At 71.6% G+C, this 20,895-nt stretch carries 16 protein-coding genes; 7 read left to right on the forward strand and 9 right to left on the reverse strand.

The window, feature by feature from the left end; genetic code table 11:
- Window positions 1–43 precede the first annotated feature (43 nt).
- Both ACFVXK_RS10570 and ACFVXK_RS10575 read right to left on the reverse strand, forming a co-directional pair.
- Window positions 44–3,379, reverse strand: a complete 3,336-nt coding sequence (locus ACFVXK_RS10570) for a S8 family serine peptidase (RefSeq protein ID WP_389611120.1) — start codon at window positions 3,377–3,379, stop codon at window positions 44–46.
- Between the two features lie 273 nt (window positions 3,380–3,652).
- On the reverse strand, window positions 3,653–4,222 hold the full coding sequence (locus ACFVXK_RS10575) for a CGNR zinc finger domain-containing protein (RefSeq protein WP_389611121.1): 570 nt from the start codon (window positions 4,220–4,222) through the stop codon (window positions 3,653–3,655).
- A 129-nt stretch (window positions 4,223–4,351) separates the two neighbouring features.
- On the opposite strand from ACFVXK_RS10575, the gene ACFVXK_RS10580 reads away from it, so the two are divergent.
- Together ACFVXK_RS10580 and ACFVXK_RS10585 are read left to right on the forward strand one after the other, a co-directional pair.
- Window positions 4,352–4,813 (forward strand): VOC family protein, encoded by a 462-nt coding sequence (locus ACFVXK_RS10580; RefSeq protein ID WP_389611122.1) that lies wholly within the window; start codon window positions 4,352–4,354, stop codon window positions 4,811–4,813.
- A 23-nt stretch (window positions 4,814–4,836) separates the two neighbouring features.
- On the forward strand, window positions 4,837–5,784 hold the full coding sequence (locus tag ACFVXK_RS10585) for a pyridoxamine 5'-phosphate oxidase family protein (protein ID WP_389611123.1): 948 nt from the start codon (window positions 4,837–4,839) through the stop codon (window positions 5,782–5,784).
- Here the strand turns inward: ACFVXK_RS10585 and ACFVXK_RS10590 are convergent.
- Together ACFVXK_RS10590 and pepN are read right to left on the reverse strand one after the other, a co-directional pair.
- Complete coding sequence (locus ACFVXK_RS10590; RefSeq protein WP_389611124.1) at window positions 5,760–6,722, reverse strand: hypothetical protein; 963 nt, start codon at window positions 6,720–6,722, stop codon at window positions 5,760–5,762. The two genes, ACFVXK_RS10585 and ACFVXK_RS10590, sit on opposite strands and share 25 nt — an antisense overlap.
- A gap of 158 nt (window positions 6,723–6,880) precedes the next feature.
- Window positions 6,881–9,430 carry an aminopeptidase N gene (pepN, locus tag ACFVXK_RS10595; RefSeq protein ID WP_389611125.1) on the reverse strand — a complete coding sequence of 850 codons (2,550 nt, stop codon included), beginning with the start codon at window positions 9,428–9,430 and terminating at the stop codon, window positions 6,881–6,883.
- A gap of 140 nt (window positions 9,431–9,570) precedes the next feature.
- On the opposite strand from pepN, the gene ACFVXK_RS10600 reads away from it, so the two are divergent.
- On the forward strand, window positions 9,571–10,218 hold the full coding sequence (locus tag ACFVXK_RS10600; RefSeq protein ID WP_389611126.1) for a DsbA family protein: 648 nt from the start codon (window positions 9,571–9,573) through the stop codon (window positions 10,216–10,218).
- A gap of 125 nt (window positions 10,219–10,343) precedes the next feature.
- On the opposite strand, the gene ACFVXK_RS10605 is transcribed toward ACFVXK_RS10600, so the two are convergent.
- The 3 genes from ACFVXK_RS10605 to ACFVXK_RS10615 all read right to left on the reverse strand — a co-directional run bounded on the left by ACFVXK_RS10605 (window position 10,344) and on the right by ACFVXK_RS10615 (window position 14,105).
- Window positions 10,344–11,000, reverse strand: a complete 657-nt coding sequence (locus ACFVXK_RS10605; protein ID WP_389611127.1) for a superoxide dismutase — start codon at window positions 10,998–11,000, stop codon at window positions 10,344–10,346.
- Between the two features lie 172 nt (window positions 11,001–11,172).
- Entirely contained in the window at window positions 11,173–12,573 is a 1,401-nt protein-coding gene (locus ACFVXK_RS10610) for an amino acid permease (protein WP_389611128.1), read from the reverse strand.
- Window positions 12,574–12,728: 155 nt separating this feature from the next.
- Window positions 12,729–14,105, reverse strand: coding sequence for an amino acid permease (locus ACFVXK_RS10615; protein ID WP_389611129.1), 1,377 nt, complete (start codon window positions 14,103–14,105; stop codon window positions 12,729–12,731).
- Between the two features lie 282 nt (window positions 14,106–14,387).
- Here ACFVXK_RS10615 and ACFVXK_RS10620 point away from each other — a divergent pair, with 282 nt between their 5' ends.
- On the forward strand, window positions 14,388–14,972 hold the full coding sequence (locus ACFVXK_RS10620) for a biotin transporter BioY (protein WP_389611130.1): 585 nt from the start codon (window positions 14,388–14,390) through the stop codon (window positions 14,970–14,972).
- A gap of 88 nt (window positions 14,973–15,060) precedes the next feature.
- Here the strand turns inward: ACFVXK_RS10620 and ACFVXK_RS10625 are convergent, their stop codons facing one another.
- Window positions 15,061–16,527 carry an amino acid permease gene (locus tag ACFVXK_RS10625; RefSeq protein ID WP_389611131.1) on the reverse strand — a complete coding sequence of 489 codons (1,467 nt, stop codon included), beginning with the start codon at window positions 16,525–16,527 and terminating at the stop codon, window positions 15,061–15,063.
- Window positions 16,528–16,746: 219 nt separating this feature from the next.
- Between ACFVXK_RS10625 and ACFVXK_RS10630 the strand changes: the two genes are divergently transcribed.
- Both ACFVXK_RS10630 and ACFVXK_RS10635 read left to right on the forward strand, forming a co-directional pair.
- Window positions 16,747–17,235 carry a ribose-5-phosphate isomerase gene (locus ACFVXK_RS10630; RefSeq protein ID WP_266839030.1) on the forward strand — a complete coding sequence of 163 codons (489 nt, stop codon included), beginning with the start codon at window positions 16,747–16,749 and terminating at the stop codon, window positions 17,233–17,235.
- Between the two features lie 94 nt (window positions 17,236–17,329).
- Window positions 17,330–18,136 carry an Fpg/Nei family DNA glycosylase gene (locus ACFVXK_RS10635; protein WP_389611132.1) on the forward strand — a complete coding sequence of 269 codons (807 nt, stop codon included), beginning with the start codon at window positions 17,330–17,332 and terminating at the stop codon, window positions 18,134–18,136.
- 31 nt (window positions 18,137–18,167) lie between these two features.
- Here ACFVXK_RS10635 and ACFVXK_RS10640 read toward each other — a convergent pair whose 3' ends face one another.
- Window positions 18,168–19,406 carry a GNAT family N-acetyltransferase gene (locus ACFVXK_RS10640; protein WP_389611133.1) on the reverse strand — a complete coding sequence of 413 codons (1,239 nt, stop codon included), beginning with the start codon at window positions 19,404–19,406 and terminating at the stop codon, window positions 18,168–18,170.
- A 117-nt stretch (window positions 19,407–19,523) separates the two neighbouring features.
- On the opposite strand from ACFVXK_RS10640, the gene ACFVXK_RS10645 reads away from it, so the two are divergent.
- Window positions 19,524–20,669 carry a PP2C family protein-serine/threonine phosphatase gene (locus ACFVXK_RS10645; RefSeq protein WP_358896069.1) on the forward strand — a complete coding sequence of 382 codons (1,146 nt, stop codon included), beginning with the start codon at window positions 19,524–19,526 and terminating at the stop codon, window positions 20,667–20,669.
- The last annotated feature ends 226 nt before the right edge of the window (window positions 20,670–20,895 follow it).

Genomic DNA, 20,895 nt, shown 5'->3' on the forward strand with positions numbered 1-20,895 from the left:
GCTCGTACGAGCACCGCCCCCTCGGTGTTGCCGGGTCAGGCCCTTACGGGGTGACCTTGTCGATCTGCACGCTGCCGGTGCCGGCGGCGGAGCCGCGGCCGTTGAGCAGCTGGACCTGGCCGAAGAACTGACGGCCCTCGGGGGCCGCGGCGGAGACCAGGACGTTCGCCGAGACCTGCGCGGAGGCGCCGTTGGCGAGGTTGACCGCGGCGGCCTCGTCGACCTGGACGGTGCCCAGGGCGGACGAGAAGTAGACGTCGCGGTAGTCGTACGTGGTGGAGCCGGACGGGACCGCGTAGCCGATCACCTTGATGGTGTAGGTGCCGGCGGCGGGCTTGTCGATGCTCACGGACTCGTCCGAGTCGCCGTCGGCCGAGGAGGCGACCTTCACGCCGTCCTTGTAGACCTCGAGGTCGAGGTCGGCGGCGGCGTCGGAGGTGTGGTTGATGCCCACGTCCAGACGGGAGACGCCCTCACCGACGGTGACCTCGGTGGTCTTGGTCTCGCCGGCGGCGATGGTCGGCTTGTCGACCTTCGCGGAGCCGAGCGGGCCGCCCTGGAGCTTGCCGCCGGTGATGGCCGCGCCGGTGTTCTTCACGGTCCACTGGACCGGGGCCGGGGTGCCCTGCTTGACCTCGGGCAGGACCTTGACCGCCGGGTCGAAGCCCGCGCCGAGGACGGAGACGTCCAGCTTGAACGGGTTGTCCAGCAGCGGCGACGTACGGCGCGACTCGACCTCGATCTCCCAGACGCCCGGCTGCGGGTTGTCGTAGGAGCGCAGGTCGGGGCGGCACTTGTTGGCCGGGTTGTCGTAGTTCGGGTAGCACTGGGTGGTGGCGCTGTCCTCGACGCCCGTGCCGTACGGGTGGATCGAGATGAAGCGCGTCTGGCTGCCCGCGGCGAGACCGCCGAGCGCGACCTCGAGGGTCTTGGCGCCCTGCGGGACCGTCACGAAGTACGACTTGTGGCTGTTGCGCTGCACCGAGGAGGTGTCCGACAGCGAGAACGACGGCTGCGCCAGCGGGGTGGAGGCGACGACCGTGGCCAGGATCTGCTTGTCGATGCCCTCGGTGGTCGGGTCGTCGAGCTGCAGGATGCCGCTGTGGACGCCGGCCGACTTGACGTTGGCCTCGACCTTGATGGTGACGGGCTTGTTCAGCGGCAGGGTGACGTAGTCGTAGCCGCCACCGCCGACGACCTTGAAGGTGCCGTCGTTGTTGCGCCAGCTCAGGTTGTGGCGGGTGCCGTACTTCGGGCCGGTGGTGCGGGTGACGACGACGTCGTAGACCTTCTTCTGGCCGACCTTCAGGCCGCCCTCGCGGTCGTAGAGGCCGGTGCCGAAGCCCGGGGTCTTCAGGAACTGGTCGAGCGCGGTGTCGACCGGGGCCTTGACCGTGAACTCGTTGGCCTTGGCGCCGCGCTGGATCGACTCCCAGGCCTTGTTGATGTCGATGAGACCCGAGCCCTGGGCGTGCGCCGGGACGTCGTCGATCTTCTTCGCGGTGCTGGTCAGCGCCACGCGCAGGTTGGCCGGGGGCAGGGCGATCTTCGCCTGCTTGGCGGCCGAGATCAGCAGGGCGCTGGCGCCCGCCGCCTGCGGCGAGGACATCGAGGTGCCCTGGAGCATCGAGTAGCCGGCCGGCAGGTTGTAGCCCGCCTCCTTGACCGGGCCGCCGGGCAGCCAGGTCTGGGTGGTGTTGATGGCCGCGCCGGGGGCGGTGATGGTCGGCGTGAACCCGCCGTCCTCACGCGGACCGCGCGAGGAGAAGGGGAACATGTTGTACTTCTTGGTCACGCCGGAGCCGTAGTTGGCGGCCCAGGTCTCCTTGGAGACCGCGGCACCCACCGAGATGACCTTGTCGGCCAGACCGGGGTCGCCGATGGTGTTGACGCCGGGGCCCTCGTTGCCCGCCGAGATGACGAGCTGGACGCCGTAGGTGTCGATGAGGTTCTTGTACAGCTCGGAACGGGCGTTGTTGCCGTCGTTCAGCGCCGGGAGACCACCGATCGACATGTTGACGATGTCGACGCCGCGGTTGACGACGAGGTCGATCATGCCCTCGGTCAGCGCGATGTTGGTGCAGCCGCCGGACCAGGAGCAGGCGCGCGAGGAGACGATCTTCGCGCCGGGCGCCTCGCCGTTCATCTTGCCGCCGAAGAGGCTGTTGGCGGCGGTGATGCCGGCGACGTGCGTGCCGTGCTCGGACTCGATGATGCCGATGTTGACGAAGTCGGCCTTCTTGCCGACCCAGTCCCCGCCGAACGGGTCCATCGGGACGTCCTTGCGGATCTGGATCACGAAGGGGATCCGCTCGGCGACGTCGGTCGCCGGGTTGTCCGTGCCGAAGTAGCCGACCTGGTAGCCGTCCTTGTACGGCTTCATCGGCTCGTTGTTGGTGAAGTCGCCGTCCTGGTCGGTGTCCACGCGGACGGTGCCGGCGACCGGGTCGTACAGCATGCCGAACTTGTCGGTGGTGTCGCCGTCCCGGTTGACGTCGCCCTTCATGTCACCGGTGGCGGTGATCGACTCGCTGAAGCGGCTCCACTGGTAGGTGCCCTCGGGCGCCTTCCAGCTCTGGCCGCCCGCGGTGAAGGTGCCGCCGGTGGCGGTGACCGGGGTGACCTGGGGGCGCCAGGTGGCGTCGTTGTCCAGGATCGGGTCGGTCGCGGTGACCCAGTCGACGATCTTGCGCTCGCCGGTGGTGGTCTTCTGCAGCGCCGGGTGGGCGATGTCGACGCCCGAGTCCAGGATGCCGATGGTGACGCCGCGGCCGTCGGCCTGCGGGTTCTTCTGGACGAAGTCCACCGCGCCGGTCTCGAAGGACGGGTTGTACGGGTTCTTCGCCGGGGTGTTCTTGTCCGGACCGGGGTAGGTCTCGGCGGCGGTCTTCTTGCCCGAACCGTCCTTGCCCGAGTCCGGGCGCGGGTCCGGCAGCTGGATCTCCTGCTTGAGGTCCATGCCGTGCACCGACTCCAGCTTGGCGGCCGCCTTCAGCGCCGCCTCCGCCTTGTCGGTCGGGAGGGTGGCGCGGACGTAGCCGAGCTTGTCGTACGTCTGGCCCACCGAAGCACCCTGGACGGCGTGCAGCTGGTCGGAGACCTGCTTGGTCTGGCCCGGCGCGGTCGCGACCATGACGGTGACGGTCGCGTCACCCTTGGCCTTGGCCTCCTGGAGCAGTTCGGCGTCCGCCGAACCGAGCTTCTGGTCGGCCGACTTGGCCGGCGCCGGCGCCGACGGGTTGGTGTCGCCGGTCGCCGCGAAGACGGGTACGGCGCCGGTGGCGCAGAGCGCGGCCACCAGGCCCGCGGCCGCCGCGACGCGGGCCGCGCGCCGGGCGCCGGGTATGGCCCCGGTGGTGCTGGGGGATTCGAGGGTCATCAGCATCCCTGGCTAGAGATCGATACGGTCCGGATTTCGGTGCCGGATGACCGGTCAGCTTTGCGCAAGTGACAGCTGTTTGGGGAGGGTTGTCATTGACCGAGACCTGACATGGCGGACACCCGCCAGGGTGGAGTTTCCGCCATCGGGAACATGTCTGGGCAAGCCGGGGCGACTCGCACCGGTCAGGGAGTGGATTTATCGACTTACAGGCCTTGTAACGGGCGTGTGTCGGGGTCTGTTCTCGCCCCGGGTGTGACAGATTCCGTCCGTTCAGCGCTCGCGCGTGCGCGCGTAATGCCGCGAGGCCTTGGCGCGGTTGCCGCAGGCGGCCATCGAGCACCAGCGCCGGGTGCCGTTGCGCGAGGTGTCGTGGAAGTGCAGGATGCACGTCTCCGAGGCGCACTTGCGGATCCGGTCGGGCGCCGAGCCCAGCAGTTCCAGGTAGCCGCGGGCCGCCAGCCAGGCCGGTCCCCAGGCCGGGTCGTCGAACTCGGCCCGTTCGCCCGGGCCTTCGGCGGTGAGGGTGACCCGGATCCGGCCGTGCTCCAGTACGGCGTCGATCAGCTCGCGGGCGCCGGTGTCGGCCGGGTCCGCGACGGCGCGGGCGAGGGCCTCGCGCGCGGTCAGCAGGTGGACCAGGGTCGACTTGTCGGCGCGGAAGCGGTCGTCCAGTCCCGTGCTCCGCAGCCAGAGGGCCAGCCCCTCCAGTCGGCTCAGGCCGAAGGCCCCGGCGAAGAGGTCGGTCGGTACGCCCTCCGGCCTCCAGCGCGTGTTCACCAGGTCGAGGGCGAGCGGCTCCCCGGTGAGCGGACGGGGGTCCGTCGTCGGTACTGCCGTCATGTCCGCCTCCTCGCGCCGCTAACCCCTCAAGGGTACGTGACCGGTTGACGCTCGGACCTCTAACCCTTAATCTCAACTTAGAAGGTTAGAACTCCGGCGCGCCGGACATCCTCGGGGAAGGGAACCCTCATGACCACCACCGCCATCGGCACCCTCCGCACCGGGCACGTGGGCCTCAACGTCACGGACCTGGAGCGCTCGCTCGCCTTCTACCGCGACGCCCTGGGCTTCGAGCTGCTCGGTGAGGGCAAGGAGGACGGACGCCGCTTCGCCTTCCTGGGCCGGGACGGCGAACTCGTCCTCACCCTCTGGCAGCAGGCCGAGGACCCGTACGCCCCGCGGGCGGCCGGACTGCACCACCTCGCCTTCTCCGCCGGGGCGATCGAGGAGGTCCGGGCGTACGAGGAGCGGCTGCGCGGCCTGGGCGTGGCGTTCGCCTACGAGGGCGTCGTCGCCCACCGCGAGGGCGCGGCCTCCGGCGGGATCTTCTTCCACGACCCGGACGGCACCCGCCTGGAGATCTCCGTGCCGACCGGCGCCGAGGGCGCTCCCGCCCCCGTGGAGTCCGCTCCCACCTGCGGTTTCTTCTAGAAGTTCAGGAAGTGAGGGTCGTCATGGACCGGTACCACCAGGGCTCCCTGGCCATCCAGGAACGGGTCGGCGTCCGCGCGCTCGCCGAGCACGTCGGCCGCTCCATCGGCCCCGGCATCCGGGACGTGGCGGCCGCCTTCCTCGCCCTCCAGCCCCACCTCGTCGTCGGCGCCGCCGACGGCGCGGGACGGCTGTGGGCCTCGCTGCTCACCGGCCCGCCGGGCTTCGTCCGGGCCACCGGGCCGGACCGGATCGCGGTCCGGGGCGGCCTGCCGGACGGGGACCCGCTCGCCGGGGCGCTCGCCGCCGACGGCACCCGGGTCGGCACCATCGCCCTCGACCCGCGCACCCGGCGCCGGATGCGGCTCAACGGCACCCTCGCCGTGACGCCCGGCGGTTTCGCGGTGGCGGCCGAGGAGGTTTTCTCCAACTGCCCGAAGTACCTCCAGAAGCGGCAGCCGCTGGAGCTGGTGGCCGAGGGCCCCGGAACCGTACGGCGCTCCGCGGCGCTCACCCCGGACCAGGGGCGGGCCGTCCGCGCCGCCGACACCTTCTTCATCGCCACCACCGCGGAGGCGGGCGGGACCGACGCGAGCCACCGGGGCGGGATGCCCGGCTTCGTGGAGGTGCTCTCGCCCACCGAGCTGCGCTGGCCGGACTATCCGGGCAACGCCATGTTCCTGACCCTGGGCAACCTCGCCCTCGACGAGCGGGCCGGGCTCCTCTTCCCCGACTGGGAGGGCGGCGGGCTGCTCCAGCTGAGCGGGCGGGCCCGGACCGAGTTCGGCGCCGACGGGGGGCGCGGGGTCCGGTTCAGGGTGGAGGCGGTGGTGCAGAGCCTGCATCCGGGGCGGCTGCGCTGGAGCGCCCCGGAGTACTCCCCGGCGAACCCGGCCCTCCCGGCGAGCCCGGCCGGTCCGGCCGGTCCGGCCCTTCCGGGTTCCCCTCACCGGGGGAGTACGACCAGGTAGGCGGCGGGCTCGCGGTCGCAGGACGCCGTCAGGGCGGTCCGGACGACCGCGGCCTGCTGCTCGGGCCAGTCGCGCAGCTTGCGCGGGGTCAGGTAGAGGACGGTCACGCCGAGCCGCTCCAGGGTCTCCCGCTTGCGGACGGCCTCGGCGAAGTCCTCGTCCTCCCCCTGGCGCGGGGCCCGGGTGTCGATCTCGACGGCCACCGCCTGATCGGGCCAGTACGCGTCCACCCCGCCCAGGTGCGGGCCGCCGGGCAGCCGCAGGTCCACGTTCCAGACCGGCTCGGGGAGCTCGTAGCCCCGTACGAGCTGGTACAGCCGGTCCTCGGCGATGGCCCGGCCCTCGGCCAGCAGGGCCTCCACGGCGTCGATCACGTGCGGCCGGTTCAGCAGCCGGGCCACCGTCAGCTCCCGTACGACGGCGGCCGGTTCGCAGTGTCCGGCGCGGACGGCCTCGCTGAGGATGCGGCGCACCGCGGTGGCGTCGTCCAGCTGGGCGACGGCGTCGGCGACGGCCCGCGCCACCGGGGCCACGGGCACCCCGGTCAGCTCCAGCGGGCGGGGCGGGGTGTGGGTGCGCACGATGCGCACGTCGCCGGTGGAGCGCAGCCGGCGGGTGTTCGGGACCAGGACGTCGATGTGCGCGAGGGAGAGCAGGGCGGGGGTGGAGGAGAACCGGTAGAGCGCGAGCGCGGCCAGCCCGGTGATCATGGCCTCGCCGTTGCCGCGCTTGCCGGCGTACAGGAGGGCGGCGTGCAGGCGCTCCTCGCTGGTCGCGGGCCCGGCGTGCAGCAGGAACACCCCGGGCAGCACCTGCTGCCACGGCCGCCCGGCGGCCTCGGCGGCACTGACGCCGTGCTCGCGCAGCTGGGCGAGGGTCAGCACGCGGGGGCGGCTGGCGGTGAGGTGGGCGAGGGGGAGGGGTGCGTTCTGGTTCATGACGCGGTGATTCCCTCAGGCCATGGCCTTGCTAACGCCTGTTACACGTTCGTCGACAAATCCGGACAAGACGGGGCTAAAGTACGGGCGTTCGACTGCCGATGGCGCTGCCGGGCCCGGCCTTCCCGGGGGCGGTGCCCCCGGGAAGGCCCGGCGGGTTACGCGGCGTCGCGGGACTGGGCGCGCAGGGCCCGGGCCAGGTCGTCGCGGGACTCCAGCACCAGTCGCCGCAGCGCCGGGGCCGCGTCCGGACGGGCCGTCAGCCACGCGTCCGTCGCGTCCAGCGTGGCCTGCGAGTCCTGGAGCATCGGGTACAGCCCCTTCACCACGTCGATGCCGATCTGGATCGACCGCTCCGCCCAGACCCGCTCGATCACCTCGAAGTACCGCCCCGCGTAGGGCGCGAGCAGCTCCCGCTGCGAGGACTGCTGCATCCCGCTGATGGTCGCCTCGACCAGCGCGTTCGACAGCGCGTCCGACTCGACCACCACCGCCCACGCCTGGTCCTTGACCGCCGCCGACGGCCGCGCCGCCAGGCAGCGCACCTGGTGCCGCTTGCCCGAGGCGGTGTCGTCGCGGACCAGCTCGGCCGCGAGCACGGCCTCGTCCACCACGCCGTGCGCGGCCAGCGGCAGCAGGAAGTCCCAGCGCAGCTCCTGGTCCACCTCCAGCCCGTCGATCCGCGCCGAACCCTCCAGCAGCCCCAGCAGCAGCTGGAAGTCACCCTCGCTGGCCGCGCTCGCCGCGAAGAAGCGGGCCCAGGTCAGCTGGTGCTCCGAGCCCGGCTCGGCCAGCCGCAGCTCGTGCAGCGCGCCCGCCGCGAGCTCCCGGCCGCCCTGCTCGCGCCAGTCGGGCGCCGCGTAGTGGGTGACCGCGCCCAGGGCCTGCGCGTGCAGCTGCTGGAGCACGCCGACGTCGCTCTCGCGGCCCGCGTGGGCCAGCACCAGCGACAGGAAGTCCCGGGCCGGCATCAGCGCGTCCCGCGTCAGGTTCCACAGCGCCGACCAGCACAGCGCGCGGGCCAGCGGGTCGGTGAGGTCGCCCAGGTGGCCGCGGAGCGTGGCCAGGGAGGCCTCGTCGAAGCGGATCTTGCAGTACGTGAGGTCCTCGTCGTTGACCAGGACCAGGTCGGGCCGCTCCAGCCCGGCCAGTTCCCCGACCACCGTGCGCACGCCCGCCACGTCGGCCTCGGCGCGCGCGTAGCGCACCAGCGAACCGTCGGCCTCCAGCCGGTACAGGCCCACCGCGACCCGGTGCGGGCGGAGCTCGTCGCCCTCCTGGACCACGGCCAGCTCGGTCAGCCGGCCGGCCGCGTCCGTGGTGACCTGCGGGGTCAGCGCGTTGACGCCGGCCGTCTGGAGCCAGGCCCGCGACCATTCGGCCATGTCCCGCCCGGAGACCTCGCCGAGCACCGACAGCAGGTCGTCCAGGGTGGTGTTGCCGTACGCGTGCGCCTTGAAGTAGCGCCGCGCGCCGTCCAGGAACGCCTCGCGGCCCACGTACGCGACGAGCTGCTTGAGGACGGCCGCGCCCTTGGCGTAGGTGATCCCGTCGAAGTTCAGCTTGGCGTCCTCCAGGTCACGGATGTCGGCCGTGATCGGGTGGGTGGACGGCAGCTGGTCGGCCCGGTAGGCCCACGCCTTGCGGTTGTTGGCGAAGGTGACCCAGGCCTGGTCGAAGCGGGTGGCCTCGACCAGCCCGAAGGAGCCCATGAAGTCCGCGAAGGACTCCTTCAGCCACAGGTCGTCCCACCACTTCATGGTGACCAGGTCGCCGAACCACATGTGAGCCATCTCGTGCAGGATGACGTTGGCGCGCCGCTCGTAGGAGGCCTGCGTCACCTTGCCGCGGAAGATGTACTCCTCGCGGAAGGTCACCATGCCCGGGTTCTCCATGGCGCCCAGGTTGTACTCGGGCACGAAGGCCTGGTCGTACTTCCCGAAGGGGTAGGGGTAGTCGAAGATCTCGTGGAAGAGGTCGAAGCCCTGCTTGGTGACGAGGAAGACGTCGTCCGCGTCGAAGTGCCTCGCCAGCCCCTTGCGGCACATCGCGCCCAGCGGGATCGTCAGGTCGCCGCGGGTGTAGGTGTCCGTGACGTAGTGGTAGGGGCCCGCCACCACGCAGGTGATGTACGTGGAGATCGGCGCGGTCTCGGCGAAGCGCCACACCCCGCCCTCGCGGGACTCCTCCGCGCCGTTGCTCCACACCGTCCAGCCCTCGGGCGCGGTCACCTGGAACCGGTAGGGCGCCTTCAGGTCGGGCTGCTCGAAGTTCGCGTACACCCGCCGGGCGTCCGCCGGCTCGTACTGGGTGTAGAGGTAGACCTCGCCGTCCTCCGGGTCGACGAAGCGGTGCATGCCCTCGCCGGTGCGGCTGTACGCGCAGTTCGCGTCGACGACCAGGACGTTCTCGGCGGCCAGGCCGTCCAGGGCGATCCGCGCCCCGTCGAAGACGGCGGACGGGTCCAGGGCGCGGCCGTTGAGGGTGACCGCGTTCACGGAGGGGGCGATCAGGTCGGCGAACGAGGAGGCGCCCGCGGCCGCGGCGCGGAAGCGCACGGTCGTCACCGAGCGGAACGTCCGGGGGCCCTCGGCCGGTTCGGCCTCGTCCACCGCGGACCGCAGGTCGAGGACCACCTCGTACCCGTCGACGGACAGCAGCTCGGCCCGCGCGCGGGCTTCGTCGCGGGACAGATTCTCACCGGGCACGGGGCACTCCTTCGTGCGGATCTCTTCGTGCGTGATCGCTTCTTCGGTCGAATCCTCCCACGGAGGGAATGCGTGCCGTTCCGGCCCGGTTGGCCAGAAGGAACACGCTCGGAGACCCCCTATGTGATGCGAGGAGAGACATGACCGACACCCAGGTGCGCGAGAAGACCCCGGTCGACTTCTGGTTCGACCCGCTCTGCCCCTGGGCCTGGATGACCTCCCGCTGGATGCTGGAGGTCGAGAAGGTCCGTGACGTCGAGGTCCGCTGGCACGTGATGAGCCTGGCCGTGCTCAACGAGAACAAGCTCGACGAGCTCCCCGAGCGCTACCGCGAGCTCCTCGGCCCCAAGGGCTGGGCCCCGGTGCGCGTGGTGGTCGCCGCTCAGCAGAAGTTCGGTGAGGAGATCACCGGCAAGCTGTACACGGCCCTCGGCACGAAGATCCACAACGAGGACCGCGGCGCGACCCGCGAGGTCATCGCCGACGCCCTGGAGGAGGTCGGCCTGCCGGCCGAGCTGCTCGCCTACGCCGACTCCGACGAGTACGACCAGGTGCTGCGCGACTCCCACAACGACGGCATCGACCGCGTCGGCCAGGAGGTCGGCACCCCGGTGATCTCCGTACCCGGCGCCGACGGCGAGGAGGTCGCCTTCTTCGGCCCCGTCGTCACCCCGGCCCCGCGCGGCGAGGCCGCCGCCCGCCTGTGGGACGGCACCCTGCTGGTCGCCTCCACCCCGGGCTTCTACGAGATCAAGCGCACCCGCACCAAGGGCCCCAGCTTCGAGTAGTCGGTACCCCCGCACGACGCAGAAGACCCCCGTGAGTCACGTCCTCACGGGGGTCTTCCGCTCTGCACGCCCGCACGCGAAGGCTGAGAAGACGATCACGAGGCGGGCGGTCTGCGGGGTGCGGCTCAGCCCTTGGCGGGGATCAGCAGCGGGGTGTTCGCCTTGGCGTCGGCGTAGCGGCGGGCCACGTCCTGCCAGTTGACGACGTTCCACATGGCCTCGATGAAGTCCACCTTCTGGTTCTTGTACTGCAGGTAGAAGGCGTGCTCCCAGGCGTCGAAGACCAGGATCGGCGTGCTGGCCACGCCCACGTTGCCCTGGTGGTCGTAGACCTGCTCGACGACCAGGCGGCCGCTGACCGGTTCGTACGCCAGCACGCCCCAGCCGGAGCCCTGGGTCGCGGAGGACGCGAAGGTCAGCTGCTTCTTGAACTTCTCGAAGGAGCCGAAGGACTCGGTGATCGCGTCCGCGAGGTCGCCCACCCCGTCGGCCGCGGTCGGCTCGCCGCCGCCCTCACCGGTCTTCGGGCTGGCCATGTTGTGCCAGTAGATGCTGTGCAGGATGTGCCCGGAGAGATGGAACGCCAGGTTCTTCTCCAGCCCGTTGAGCGCGCCCCAGTTCTCCTTCTCCCGGGCCTCCGCCAGCTGCTCCAGCGTGGTGTTGGCGCCCGTGACGTAGGCCGCGTGGTGCTTGTCGTGGTGCAGCTCGATGATCTGCGGGTTGATCACCGGCTCGAGCGCCGCGTAGTCGTAAGGAAGCTCAGGAAGCGTGTAGATGGCCATGCGTGTATCCGGTCCCCTCGGCGTGCCAATCGCTTATTGCAATTAATGCGCAACTGCACGCTAGCAGTATCTATTCCGAGTCACACGTAAGGGTCACCTGGGTACGAAGAGAGGCGGATCCCGTGTCGCACACGGGATCCGCCTCGAAGGGGGCCGGGGAGCCGCCGGGCCGTCAGTTCCGGGCCGCCGCCCGGCGCTGCATCGCGTACCCGGTCCCGGCCAGGGCGAGCGCGAGCCCGCCGGTGAACAGCACCTGCGTACGGGTGTCCTCGCCGACGGCCATCAGCACCAGCACCCCGGCCACCCCGGCCAGCGCCACCCACGTCAGGTACGGGAAGCCCCACATCCGCACGGTCAGCTTCTCGGGCGCCTCGCGCTCCAGCCGCCGGCGCAGCACGAACTGCGAGACGGCGATGAAGCCCCAGACGATGAGGATGACCCCGCCGACCATGTTCAGCAGCCAGGCGAACAGGGTGTCCGGGTACCAGTACGACAGCAGGACCGTGACGAACCCGAACCCGGAGGAGGCCAGCACCGCGCGGCGCGGCACCCCGCCCGAGACCTTGCCCAGCGCCCTCGGCCCCTGGCCCCGGGAGACCAGGGAGTGGGCCATGCGCGAGGAGCCGTAGATGTTGGCGTTCATCGCCGACAGCAGGGCGATCAGGATGACCACGTTCATGACCTGGCCGGCCGCCGGGATGCCCAGGTGGTCCAGGGTCGCGGCGTACGGGCCCTGCCCGGTGACCGCCGGGTCGTTCCAGGGCAGCAGGGTGACGATCACCAGCATCGAGCCGACGTAGACGATCGCGATCCGCCACATGGTGGTCCGCACCGCCTTGGCCACGCCCCGCACCGGGTCGTCCGACTCCGCCGCCGCGATGGTCACCGTCTCCAGGCCGCCGTACGCGACCACCGAGGCCAGCACGCCGACGAGCAGCCCGTCGACCCCGTGGGGCAGGAACCCGCCGTCGTGCACCAGGTTCGCGGCGCCGGGGGAGGAGGTCCCGGGCAGCAGGCCCAGGACCGCCAGCACGCCCAGGCCCAGGAACAGGCCGATCGCGCCGATCTTCAGGGCGGCGAACCAGAACTCGAACTCGCCGAAGTTGCGCACCGCGCCCAGGTTGCTGCCGCAGAACAGCGCCATGAACACCAGCACCCACAGCCACGACGGGGTGCCCGGGAACCAGCCCGTCATGATGTGCGCCGCGCCGATGGCCTCGATGGCCACGCCCACGCACAGCAGGGTCCAGAACATCCAGCCGGCCGTGAACCCGGCCCAGGGGCCGATCGCCCGCTCGGCGTGCACCGAGAAGGAGCCCGACGCGGGGTTGGCCGCCGACATCTCGCCGAGCATCCGCATCACGAACATCACCAGCAGACCGGACACCGCGTACGCGAGCACGATCGAGGGCCCCGCGGCCGCGATGCCGGCGCCCGAGCCGACGAAGAGGCCGGCGCCGATGACCCCGCCGAGGGCGATCATCGAGAGGTGGCGCTGCTTGAGGCCGCCACTGAGGGGGGATCCGGGCGCGGACGGCCGCAGTTCGGGGGGCGTGATGGTGCTCTGACTCATGGGCCCAGTCTGCCGACCGTCCGTTTATCGGACATTCACTGTTCAGCATCCGGACACTCGGCTCACGCGCCGTGACCGCACCCGCGCGCAGGAAGCAGAACGGCCCGGGACGGAAGTCCCGGGCCGCTCGTCGTCCGCACCTCACTGACGGGGCATCAGCCCCGGCGCGCCCGCACCTCCCGGTACGCGGCCACCACCAGCACCACCGCCGCCGCGCCCGAGGACCACAGCAGCTGCGGCCGCGCCGAGTCGTCGAACAGCATCAGCACCAGCACCGCCGCCATCCCCAGCAGCGCCGCCCAGGTCAGGTACGGGAACAGCCACATCGGCAGCGTCAGCCGCTCCGGCATCTCCCGCTCCAGCCGGGGCCGCAGCCGCAGCTGCGACACCGCGATCAGCGCCCACACGAACAGCAGCACCGCGCCGACCGCGTTGAGCATGTAGAGGAAGACCGTGTCCGGCCACAGCAGGTTCAGCACCACCGACGCGAACCCGAACACCACCGACGCCAGCACCGCCCGCCGCGGCACCCCGCCGCCCGAGACCTTCAGCAGCCCCTTGGGCGCCTCGCCGCGCTCGGCCAGCGAGAAGATCATCCGGGAGGAGCCGTACAGGTTCGCGTTCAGCGCCGACAGCAGCGCCACGAACACCACGATGTTCATGATCTGCCCGGCCGCGGGAATCCCGATCGAGTCGAGCACGGCCACGTACGGGCTCTCGCCGGGCTTGAGCGAATCCCAAGGCAGCAGGGTCACGATCACGAGCATCGAGCCGACGTAGAAGAAGAGGATGCGCCACACCGCGCTGCGCACCGCCCGCGACACCGACCGGGCCGGGTCGTCGGACTCGGCGGCCGCGATGGTGACGACCTCCAGGCCGCCGAAGGCGAAGACGACCGCGAGCATCCCCGCGACCACCCCGCCCATCCCCTTGGGGAAGAAGCCGCCCTGCCCGCTCAGGTTGGCCAGGCCCACCGGCTCGGTGTCCGGCAGCAGGCCGAAGACCGCCAGGGTGCCCAGGACCAGGAACAGCACGATCGCGCCGACCTTCAGCGCGGCGAACCAGAACTCGAACTCGCCGAAGTTCCGCACGGCGGCCAGGTTGGTGAGGGTGAAGACCACCATGAACAGCAGCACCCACACCCACTGGTCCACCGACGGCAGCCAGCCGTGGGCGATCTTCGCGGCACCGGTCGCCTCCACCGCGAGCACCACGACCAGCAGGAACCAGTACAGCCAGCCCGCCGAGAAGCCGGCCCAGCGCCCCAGGGCCTTCTCGGCGTAGACCGAGAAGGAGCCGGAGGCGGGCATCGCCGCCGACATCTCGCCGAGGGCCCGCATCACCAGCATCGCGAGCGCGCCCGCGAGCAGGTACGAGCAGATGATCGCGGGGCCCGCGATGGAGATGCCGGCACCGGAGCCGACGAAGAGGCCGGCGCCGATGACGCCGCCGAGGCCCAGCATGGTCAGGTGGCGCTGCTTGAGACTGTGGCTCAGGGGTTCGGGAGGGAGGTCGGTCTGCTGTTCGCGCATGAGTGGATCTGTACTCTCGATCGGCCCGGCGGCTCTGGGGGCTGCGCAAGGGATTGGAGGGAACCCACAGTCTGGCTGGAGGGCGCCCGTGGGAGCAAAAAGGATGTGTCACCGGATGTTCCCCGTGATGGGGATCACTTCAGGGCGGGTGTAAGGCGTGGGCTTTGTGTGGTCCCCACCAAACCGGACAGTATGCCTTTGTCCCGGCCGACGGTGGGGCGGCGCGGCGGCGCGCACTAGCGTCACGGTGTCCCGTCGATCACCACCCCGCGGAGCCCCCTCATGAGCACTGCTTCCGTCTCCTTCCGGCCCGGCGCCGTCCTCGCCGACCTGCTGCCCGCGAGCCGCGTCCGCGACATCGCGCTCGTCGTCGGCGGAGCCGCGCTCACCGGTCTGGCCGCCCAGGTCTCCGTACCCGTTCCGGGCTCCCCGGTGCCGGTCACCGGCCAGACCTTCGCCGCCCTGCTCGTCGGCACGGCCTTCGGCGCCCGCCGCGGCTTCCTCTCGCTCGGCCTGTACGCCGCCCTCGGCGCGGCCGGCCTGCCCTGGTTCGCGGGCGGCACCTCCGGCGCGGGCGGCGCCTCCTTCGGCTACGTCCTCGGCATGCTGCTCGCCGCCACCGTCGTCGGCGCCCTCGCGCGGCGCGGCGCCGACCGCTCGGTGCTGCGCACGGCGGGCACGATGGTGCTGGGCTCGGCCGTGATCTACGCGGTGGGCGTGCCGTACCTGATGGCCGCCACCGGGATGTCGCTCACCGCGGCCCTCGCGGCGGGCCTGACCCCGTTCCTGATCGGTGACGCCCTCAAGGCGGCGCTGGCCATGGGCGCCCTGCCGGCCGCCTGGAAGCTGGCCGGCCGCCGCGGCTGACCCGTACGGAATCCACTTCCGGTGCCTGCGCAGCAGCCCCGGACCGCGAGCGGGCGGTCCGGGGCTGCTGCCGTATGCGGGGGTCCGGTCAGACCGCGTCGACCACGGCGTCGGCCACGGCCTCGGCCGCGAGCTCGCCCTTGCGACGGGCGTTGCGCACCACGCCGATCACGATCACGACGGCCGCGACGAGCAGCGAGTACAGCACCGTCTCGCGGTTGTCCTTGTCGTAGACCATGTAGCCGAGGACGAAGGTGATCATCGCGGCGGTGGCCCACGTCAGGTACGGGAACAGCCACATCTTGACGGTGACCTTCTCCGGCGCCTCGCGCATCAGGATGCCGCGCATCCGCAGCTGGGTCAGGCAGATGACCAGCCACACGAAGAGGGCGATGGCACCCGAGGAGTTCAGCAGGAAGTTGAACACCGTGTCCGGGGACGTGTAGTTGAAGTAGACGGCGATGAAGCCGAAGACCACCGAGCCCAGGATGGCGACCGTGGGCACGCCCTTCTTGCTGGTCTTCGCGAAGGCCTTGGGCGCGTCGCCGCGCTCGCCCAGCGAGAACGCCATGCGCGAGGCCGTGTACATGCCCGAGTTCAGGCAGGACAGCACGGCGGTCAGGACGATCACGTTCATGATCTGGCCGGCGTGCGCGATGCCGATCGAGTCCAGGGCGGCGACGTACGAGCCCTTCTTGACGATCGACTCGTCGTTCCAGGGCAGCAGGGTCAGCACGATGAAGATCGAGCCCAGGTAGAAGACGCCGATGCGCCAGATCACCGAGTTGGTGGCCTTGGTGACCGCGCGGCGCGGGTCCTCGGACTCGCCGGCCGCCAGGGTGACGATCTCGCTGCCCATGAAGGAGAAGACGACCATCAGCACACCGGTGAGGACCGAGCCCCAGCCGTTCGGCATGAACCCGCCGGCGTCGGTGAGGTGGGCGAAGCCCGCGCCCGGGTTGTCCGAGCCCGGCAGCACGCCGAAGACGGCGAGCATGCCGACGATCACGAAGGCGCCGATGGCGACGACCTTGATGCCGGCGAACCAGAACTCGAACTCGCCGTAGGAGGCGACGGAGCCGAGGTTGGTGGCCGTCAGGACGACCATCACGATCAGGGCCCAGCCCCACTGCGGGACGGCCGGGACCCAGCCCTCGAGGATCTTCGCGCCGGCGGTCGCCTCGACGGCGAGCACGACGACCCAGAAGAACCAGTACAGCCAGCCGATGGAGAAGCCGGCCCAGCGGCCGAGCGCCCGGTCGGCGTAGGCGGAGAAGGAGCCCGAGTTCGGGCTGGCGGCGGCCATCTCGCCGAGCATCCGCATCACGAAGACGACCATCGCACCGACGAGCAGGTACGAGATCAGGATGGCGGGGCCGGCCTTGGCGATACCGCCGCCGGAGCCGACGAACAGGCCGGCGCCGATGACACCGCCGATGGCGATCATGGAGAGGTGGCGGTTCTTGAGACCGGCCTTGAGACCGTCGGAGGGCTGGGCGGAACCGGGTTCGCCGGTCGGGTCGCCTGCCGTCTGAAGGGTCGTCGTCGTGCTCATGGACGAATCCTTAGGTTCTCGGGTGGAGAGTTCCGGCATTCAAACCCGATTTCCGGCCAGGACGGAAGACCTTCTTCCGATGGTTACCCAAGGCCCCCATCCCGGGACCAAGGTCCCGACCCCTCCCGTCTGCGTTCTTTGGGTTTACTTGAGGTTTAGAAGTGATTTATGCGACACCCCTCCGCCCTCCCTTGAGGTCACGCATGCCACACTCGACCCATGCGCGTGTATCTCGGATCCGACCATGCAGGCTTTGAGCTCAAGAACCACCTCGTGGACTGGCTCAAGAACAACGGCCACGAGCCCGTCGACTGCGGGCCCCACATCTACGACGAGGTGGACGACTACCCGCCCTTCTGCCTCCGCGCCGCCGAGCGCACCGCCGCGGACGAGGACAGCCTCGGCATCGTGATCGGCGGCTCCGGCAACGGCGAGCAGATCGCCGCCAACAAGGTCAAGGGCATCCGTGCCATCCTGGCCTGGAGCGTCCAGACGGCCGAGCTCGGCCGCGAGCACAACAACGCCAACGTCATCTCCGTCGGCGGCCGCATGCACACCCAGGACGAGGTCGTCGCCTTCATCGACGCCTTCCTGAAGACCCCGTACTCCGGGGCGGAGCGCCACACCCGCCGCATCGACATGCTCACCGCCTACGAGCAGACCGGCGAGCTCCCCCCGATCCCGGCCCACCACCCGCAGGACCAGTAGTCCCCCGCGCGCCGCCGGACGCGCCCCGTCCGGCGGCACGCTCCCCAGCTACCGCTGGGCGGTGCCCCCAGACCGAACGACGCAGGAGCACGGCGTGCCCGAGGGCCATACGATCCACCGCCTCGCCCAGGACCACACCGAGCGCTTCGCCGCCCGCACGGTCCGGGTCAGCAGCCCCCAGGGACGCTTCGCCGAGAGCGCCGCCCTCTTGGACGGGCGCGAGCTGGAGAGCGCCGAAGCCCACGGCAAGCACCTCTTCCTGGAACTCGGCGACGCCTGGATCCACATCCACCTCGGCCTCTTCGGCAAACTCGGCTTCGGCCCCGCCCCGGCCCCGCCGGCCACCGACACCGTCCGGCTGCGCCTGCTGAACGAGGACCACTACGCGGACCTGCGCGGACCCACCGCCTGCGCCCTGGTCACCGAGGCCGAGAAGAAGGCGATACACGACCGCCTGGGCCCGGACCCGCTGCGCCCGGGCGACGACCCCGCCCGCGCCTGGTCCCGCATCTCCCGCAGCCGCACGACCATCGCCGCCCTGCTGATGGACCAGAAGGTCGTCGCGGGCGTCGGCAACGTCTACCGCGCCGAGGTCCTCTTCCGGCACGGCATCGACCCCTACCGCCAGGGCAAGGACCTCACCCGCGCCGAATGGGACGCGATGTGGGCCGACCTGGCGGAACTGATGCGCGAGGGCGTCCGCCGCAACCGCATCGACACGGTCCGCGACGAACACCTCCCGGAGGCCATGGGCCGCCCGCCGCGCGTCGACGACCACGGCGGCGAGGTGTACGTCTACCGCCGCGCGACGCTCCCGTGCCACATCTGCACCACGGAGATCCGCACGGCCGACCTCGCCACCCGCAACCTCTTCTGGTGCCCCACCTGCCAGACCCGCTAGGCGGGGGCGGAGGCCGCCCCCGCCCGGCGCGCTAGAAGTTGTGCGGGAGCCACGGGGCGACGTCCCCCGCGAAGGCCCGCGAAGCCTCCCGCAGGGCCCCCGGCCGCAGCTCCCGCACGCGGCCGGCCGCCGCGAGCGAGGCCAGCGTCACCCCGCCCAGGTACACCGACCCCAGCTCCCGCGCCGACAGCGCCAGCTCGGCGGGGTCGTCACTGCGCACGCACCGCGCCCCGGAACCGTCCGCCCCGGCCGTCAGCCGCCAGCGCCCCGCGTTCCACGGGCAGAACGCGTCCTCGACCTCCAGCACCACGTCCACCGCGGCCCCGTACCCCCGCGCCTCCAGCGCCCCCGGCAGGTCCACCACCCGCAGGTACAGCGCGTCCCGCTGCTGGGCCCGGACCCGCCGGATGTCGTTGACCAGGTGCAGCAGCGGATCGTCCACCGGCCGCCGGTACGCCCGTACGCGCCAGGTCAGGTCGATCTCGAACAGGTACCGCCACAGCGCCGCGTACGCCGCCGGATCCAGCGCGTCCACCTCGCCGACCAGCACCTTGCCGTCCGACCCGGCCGGCTCCCAGTCCGGCCGCACCCGGTACCGCGCGTACCCGACGACCGCCCCGGCCGGGTCCTCCGCCACCACGCACTTCAGCGGCGACGCCCCCTCCCGGTGCGACTCCGGGTCGAGCAGCCCCAGCCGCTCCCACCCCGGCTGCCGGGCCGGCATCCCCGGCCGGCCCGCGACCAGCGCCGCGTACACCCGCTCGCAGTCGTCCAGCGCCTTCACCGGGTCCACGAGCCGCAGCCGCACCCCGTCCGTCCCCGGCGGCACGTCCAGCCGCACGCGGGTCGTGTCGACGTCCACCACCAGGTCGTAGGAGGCCGTGCCGTAGCCGAAGCGCCCGTAGATCTCCGGTTCCGAGGCCGTCAGCACCGCGACCGGCTCACCGGCCGCCCGGACGTCGTCCAGCTGGCGGCGCATCATCGAGGTCAGCACGCCCCGCCTGCGGTGCGTCGGCGCCACCCCGACCATCGTCACGCCCGCCGCCGGGACCAGCGCCCCGCCCGGCACCGACAGCCGGAAGCTGAACGCCCCGGCCGAACCGACACAGGTCCCGCCGTCCCAGACCCCCAGCGAACGGTCGAGCTCCGTCAGGGACCGGTAGAGCGTCCGCTCCTCGGGGGATTCCGGCACGCCACCGAACGCCAGTTCCAGATGGTCGTACCAGACATCCCACTCATCAGCCTGCAATACGCGCGTATCAAGAGCCATAGGGCCATCCCTACCAGGGCAATACGGCCCGGTCGAACTGTTTTCGGGCATCCGCGGGCCCGAGGTACGGGGGTACCCCTGCGCGCGCACAGCCTTGATGGATAGGGTCCCGGTGCAATGGCCGGAGCACGCGTGGAGACGCTCAGGGCCCGGGCGCGCATGCTGTCGCACCGGGCCCGCACAGCCCTGCGCAAATCCGCCGTCGACTACTTCCGCGGCGACGCGAGCGACTGGCTGGCCTTCGCGGGCCTGCTGCTGACCGTCCCCGCCATCGCCTGCGGCACCCTGCTGCTGCCCGTCTGGTTCTCGCCGTCGGCGCTCGTCCTGCCCATCGTGGCGGGCGGGCTGCTGCTGCGGCCCGCCAGCCTGCTCGGGCTGTACGCCGCCTCCGCGACCGCCCTGATCGTCGAGGCCCTCGTCCTCGGCCCGTACACCGAGGGGCCCGCCCGGGTCACCCCGGGAACGGTCCTGGTGGTCGCCGCCTGCGGATTCTTCGGCCTGATCATCGCCCAGTTCCGCAGCCGCGTCGGCGTACCGTGGCGGCGCGGCGGCACGATGCTGTTCGACCTCCGCGAGCGCATCCGGGTCCAGAGCAAGCTCCCCGCCCTGCCGCCGGCCTGGCACCGCGAGATGGCCCTGCGGCCGGCCGGCGGCCAGTCCTTCTCCGGCGACTTCGTCGTCGCCGCGCGCACCAACGGCGGGCGCACCCTGGAGGTCGTCCTCACCGACGTCTCCGGCAAGGGCATGGAAGCCGGCTCCCGGGCCCTCCTCCTCTCCGGCGCCTTCGGCGGGCTCCTCGGCGCCCTCCCGCCCCAGGACTTCCTCCCCGCCGCCAACGGCTACCTCCTGCGCCAGGACTGGGACGAGGGCTTCGCCACCTCGATCCACCTCGTCCTGGACCTGGAGACGGGCGACTACGAACTCCTCTCCGCCGGGCACCTCCCCGCCCTCCAGCTCTCCGCCGGCACCGGCCGCTGGCAGGAGAAGTCGGGCGAGGGCCCGTTGCTCGGCGTCTACGACGGCGCGGAGTTCGAACCGGCCCGGGGCAACCTGCGGCCCGGCGACGTCCTGATGCTGTTCACCGACGGCCTGGTCGAGACCGCGGACCGCGAGATCAGCGAGGGCATCGACCGCCTGACGGGCGAGGCCGACCGGTACGTCGCGGCGGGCTGGGAGGGCGCGGCGTGGCACCTGATCGAAAAGGTCGCGAAGGACGTCAACGACGACCGAGCCCTCCTCCTGATCCGCCGCGCCCCCTTCTGAACGCGCCGCACCCCTCCTCGACGCGCCGCTCGCGCGGCTCGGCGCCGGGGCGTTCCCAGGGGCAGCGCCCCTGACCCCGTACGGGCGCAGCCCGGGGAACGGGGGAAGGGCGGGGCGGGGAGACCAGTCCGCGCAGCGGGACCCGGCCGCGCCACCCCGGCCCGGCACGGCCGCGGCACCGCCCCAGCCGGCCCGCCCCGGCGAGTCAGGGCCACAGCCGAGCCGC

The organism is Streptomyces sp. NPDC058157, from assembly GCF_042884105.1.
Classification (GTDB): Bacteria; Actinomycetota; Actinomycetes; order Streptomycetales; family Streptomycetaceae; genus Streptomyces.

Excerpts from the sequence above, each read along its gene's own strand:
- ACFVXK_RS10615 (WP_389611129.1), bottom strand. The coding sequence starts at position 14,105 with ATGCGCGAACAGCAGACCGACCTCCCTCCCGAACCCCTGAGCCACAGT.
- ACFVXK_RS10570 (WP_389611120.1), bottom strand. The coding sequence starts at position 3,379 with ATGACCCTCGAATCCCCCAGCACCACCGGGGCCATACCCGGCGCCCGG.
- ACFVXK_RS10630 (WP_266839030.1), top strand. The coding sequence starts at position 16,747 with ATGCGCGTGTATCTCGGATCCGACCATGCAGGCTTTGAGCTCAAGAAC.
- ACFVXK_RS10600 (WP_389611126.1), top strand. The coding sequence starts at position 9,571 with ATGACCGACACCCAGGTGCGCGAGAAGACCCCGGTCGACTTCTGGTTC.
- ACFVXK_RS10575 (WP_389611121.1), bottom strand. The coding sequence starts at position 4,222 with ATGACGGCAGTACCGACGACGGACCCCCGTCCGCTCACCGGGGAGCCG.
- ACFVXK_RS10620 (WP_389611130.1), top strand. The coding sequence starts at position 14,388 with ATGAGCACTGCTTCCGTCTCCTTCCGGCCCGGCGCCGTCCTCGCCGAC.
- ACFVXK_RS10645 (WP_358896069.1), top strand. The coding sequence starts at position 19,524 with ATGGCCGGAGCACGCGTGGAGACGCTCAGGGCCCGGGCGCGCATGCTG.
- ACFVXK_RS10625 (WP_389611131.1), bottom strand. The coding sequence starts at position 16,527 with ATGAGCACGACGACGACCCTTCAGACGGCAGGCGACCCGACCGGCGAA.
- ACFVXK_RS10590 (WP_389611124.1), bottom strand. The coding sequence starts at position 6,722 with ATGAACCAGAACGCACCCCTCCCCCTCGCCCACCTCACCGCCAGCCGC.
- ACFVXK_RS10610 (WP_389611128.1), bottom strand. The coding sequence starts at position 12,573 with ATGAGTCAGAGCACCATCACGCCCCCCGAACTGCGGCCGTCCGCGCCC.
- ACFVXK_RS10585 (WP_389611123.1), top strand. The coding sequence starts at position 4,837 with ATGGACCGGTACCACCAGGGCTCCCTGGCCATCCAGGAACGGGTCGGC.
- ACFVXK_RS10640 (WP_389611133.1), bottom strand. The coding sequence starts at position 19,406 with ATGGCTCTTGATACGCGCGTATTGCAGGCTGATGAGTGGGATGTCTGG.
- ACFVXK_RS10580 (WP_389611122.1), top strand. The coding sequence starts at position 4,352 with ATGACCACCACCGCCATCGGCACCCTCCGCACCGGGCACGTGGGCCTC.
- ACFVXK_RS10605 (WP_389611127.1), bottom strand. The coding sequence starts at position 11,000 with ATGGCCATCTACACGCTTCCTGAGCTTCCTTACGACTACGCGGCGCTC.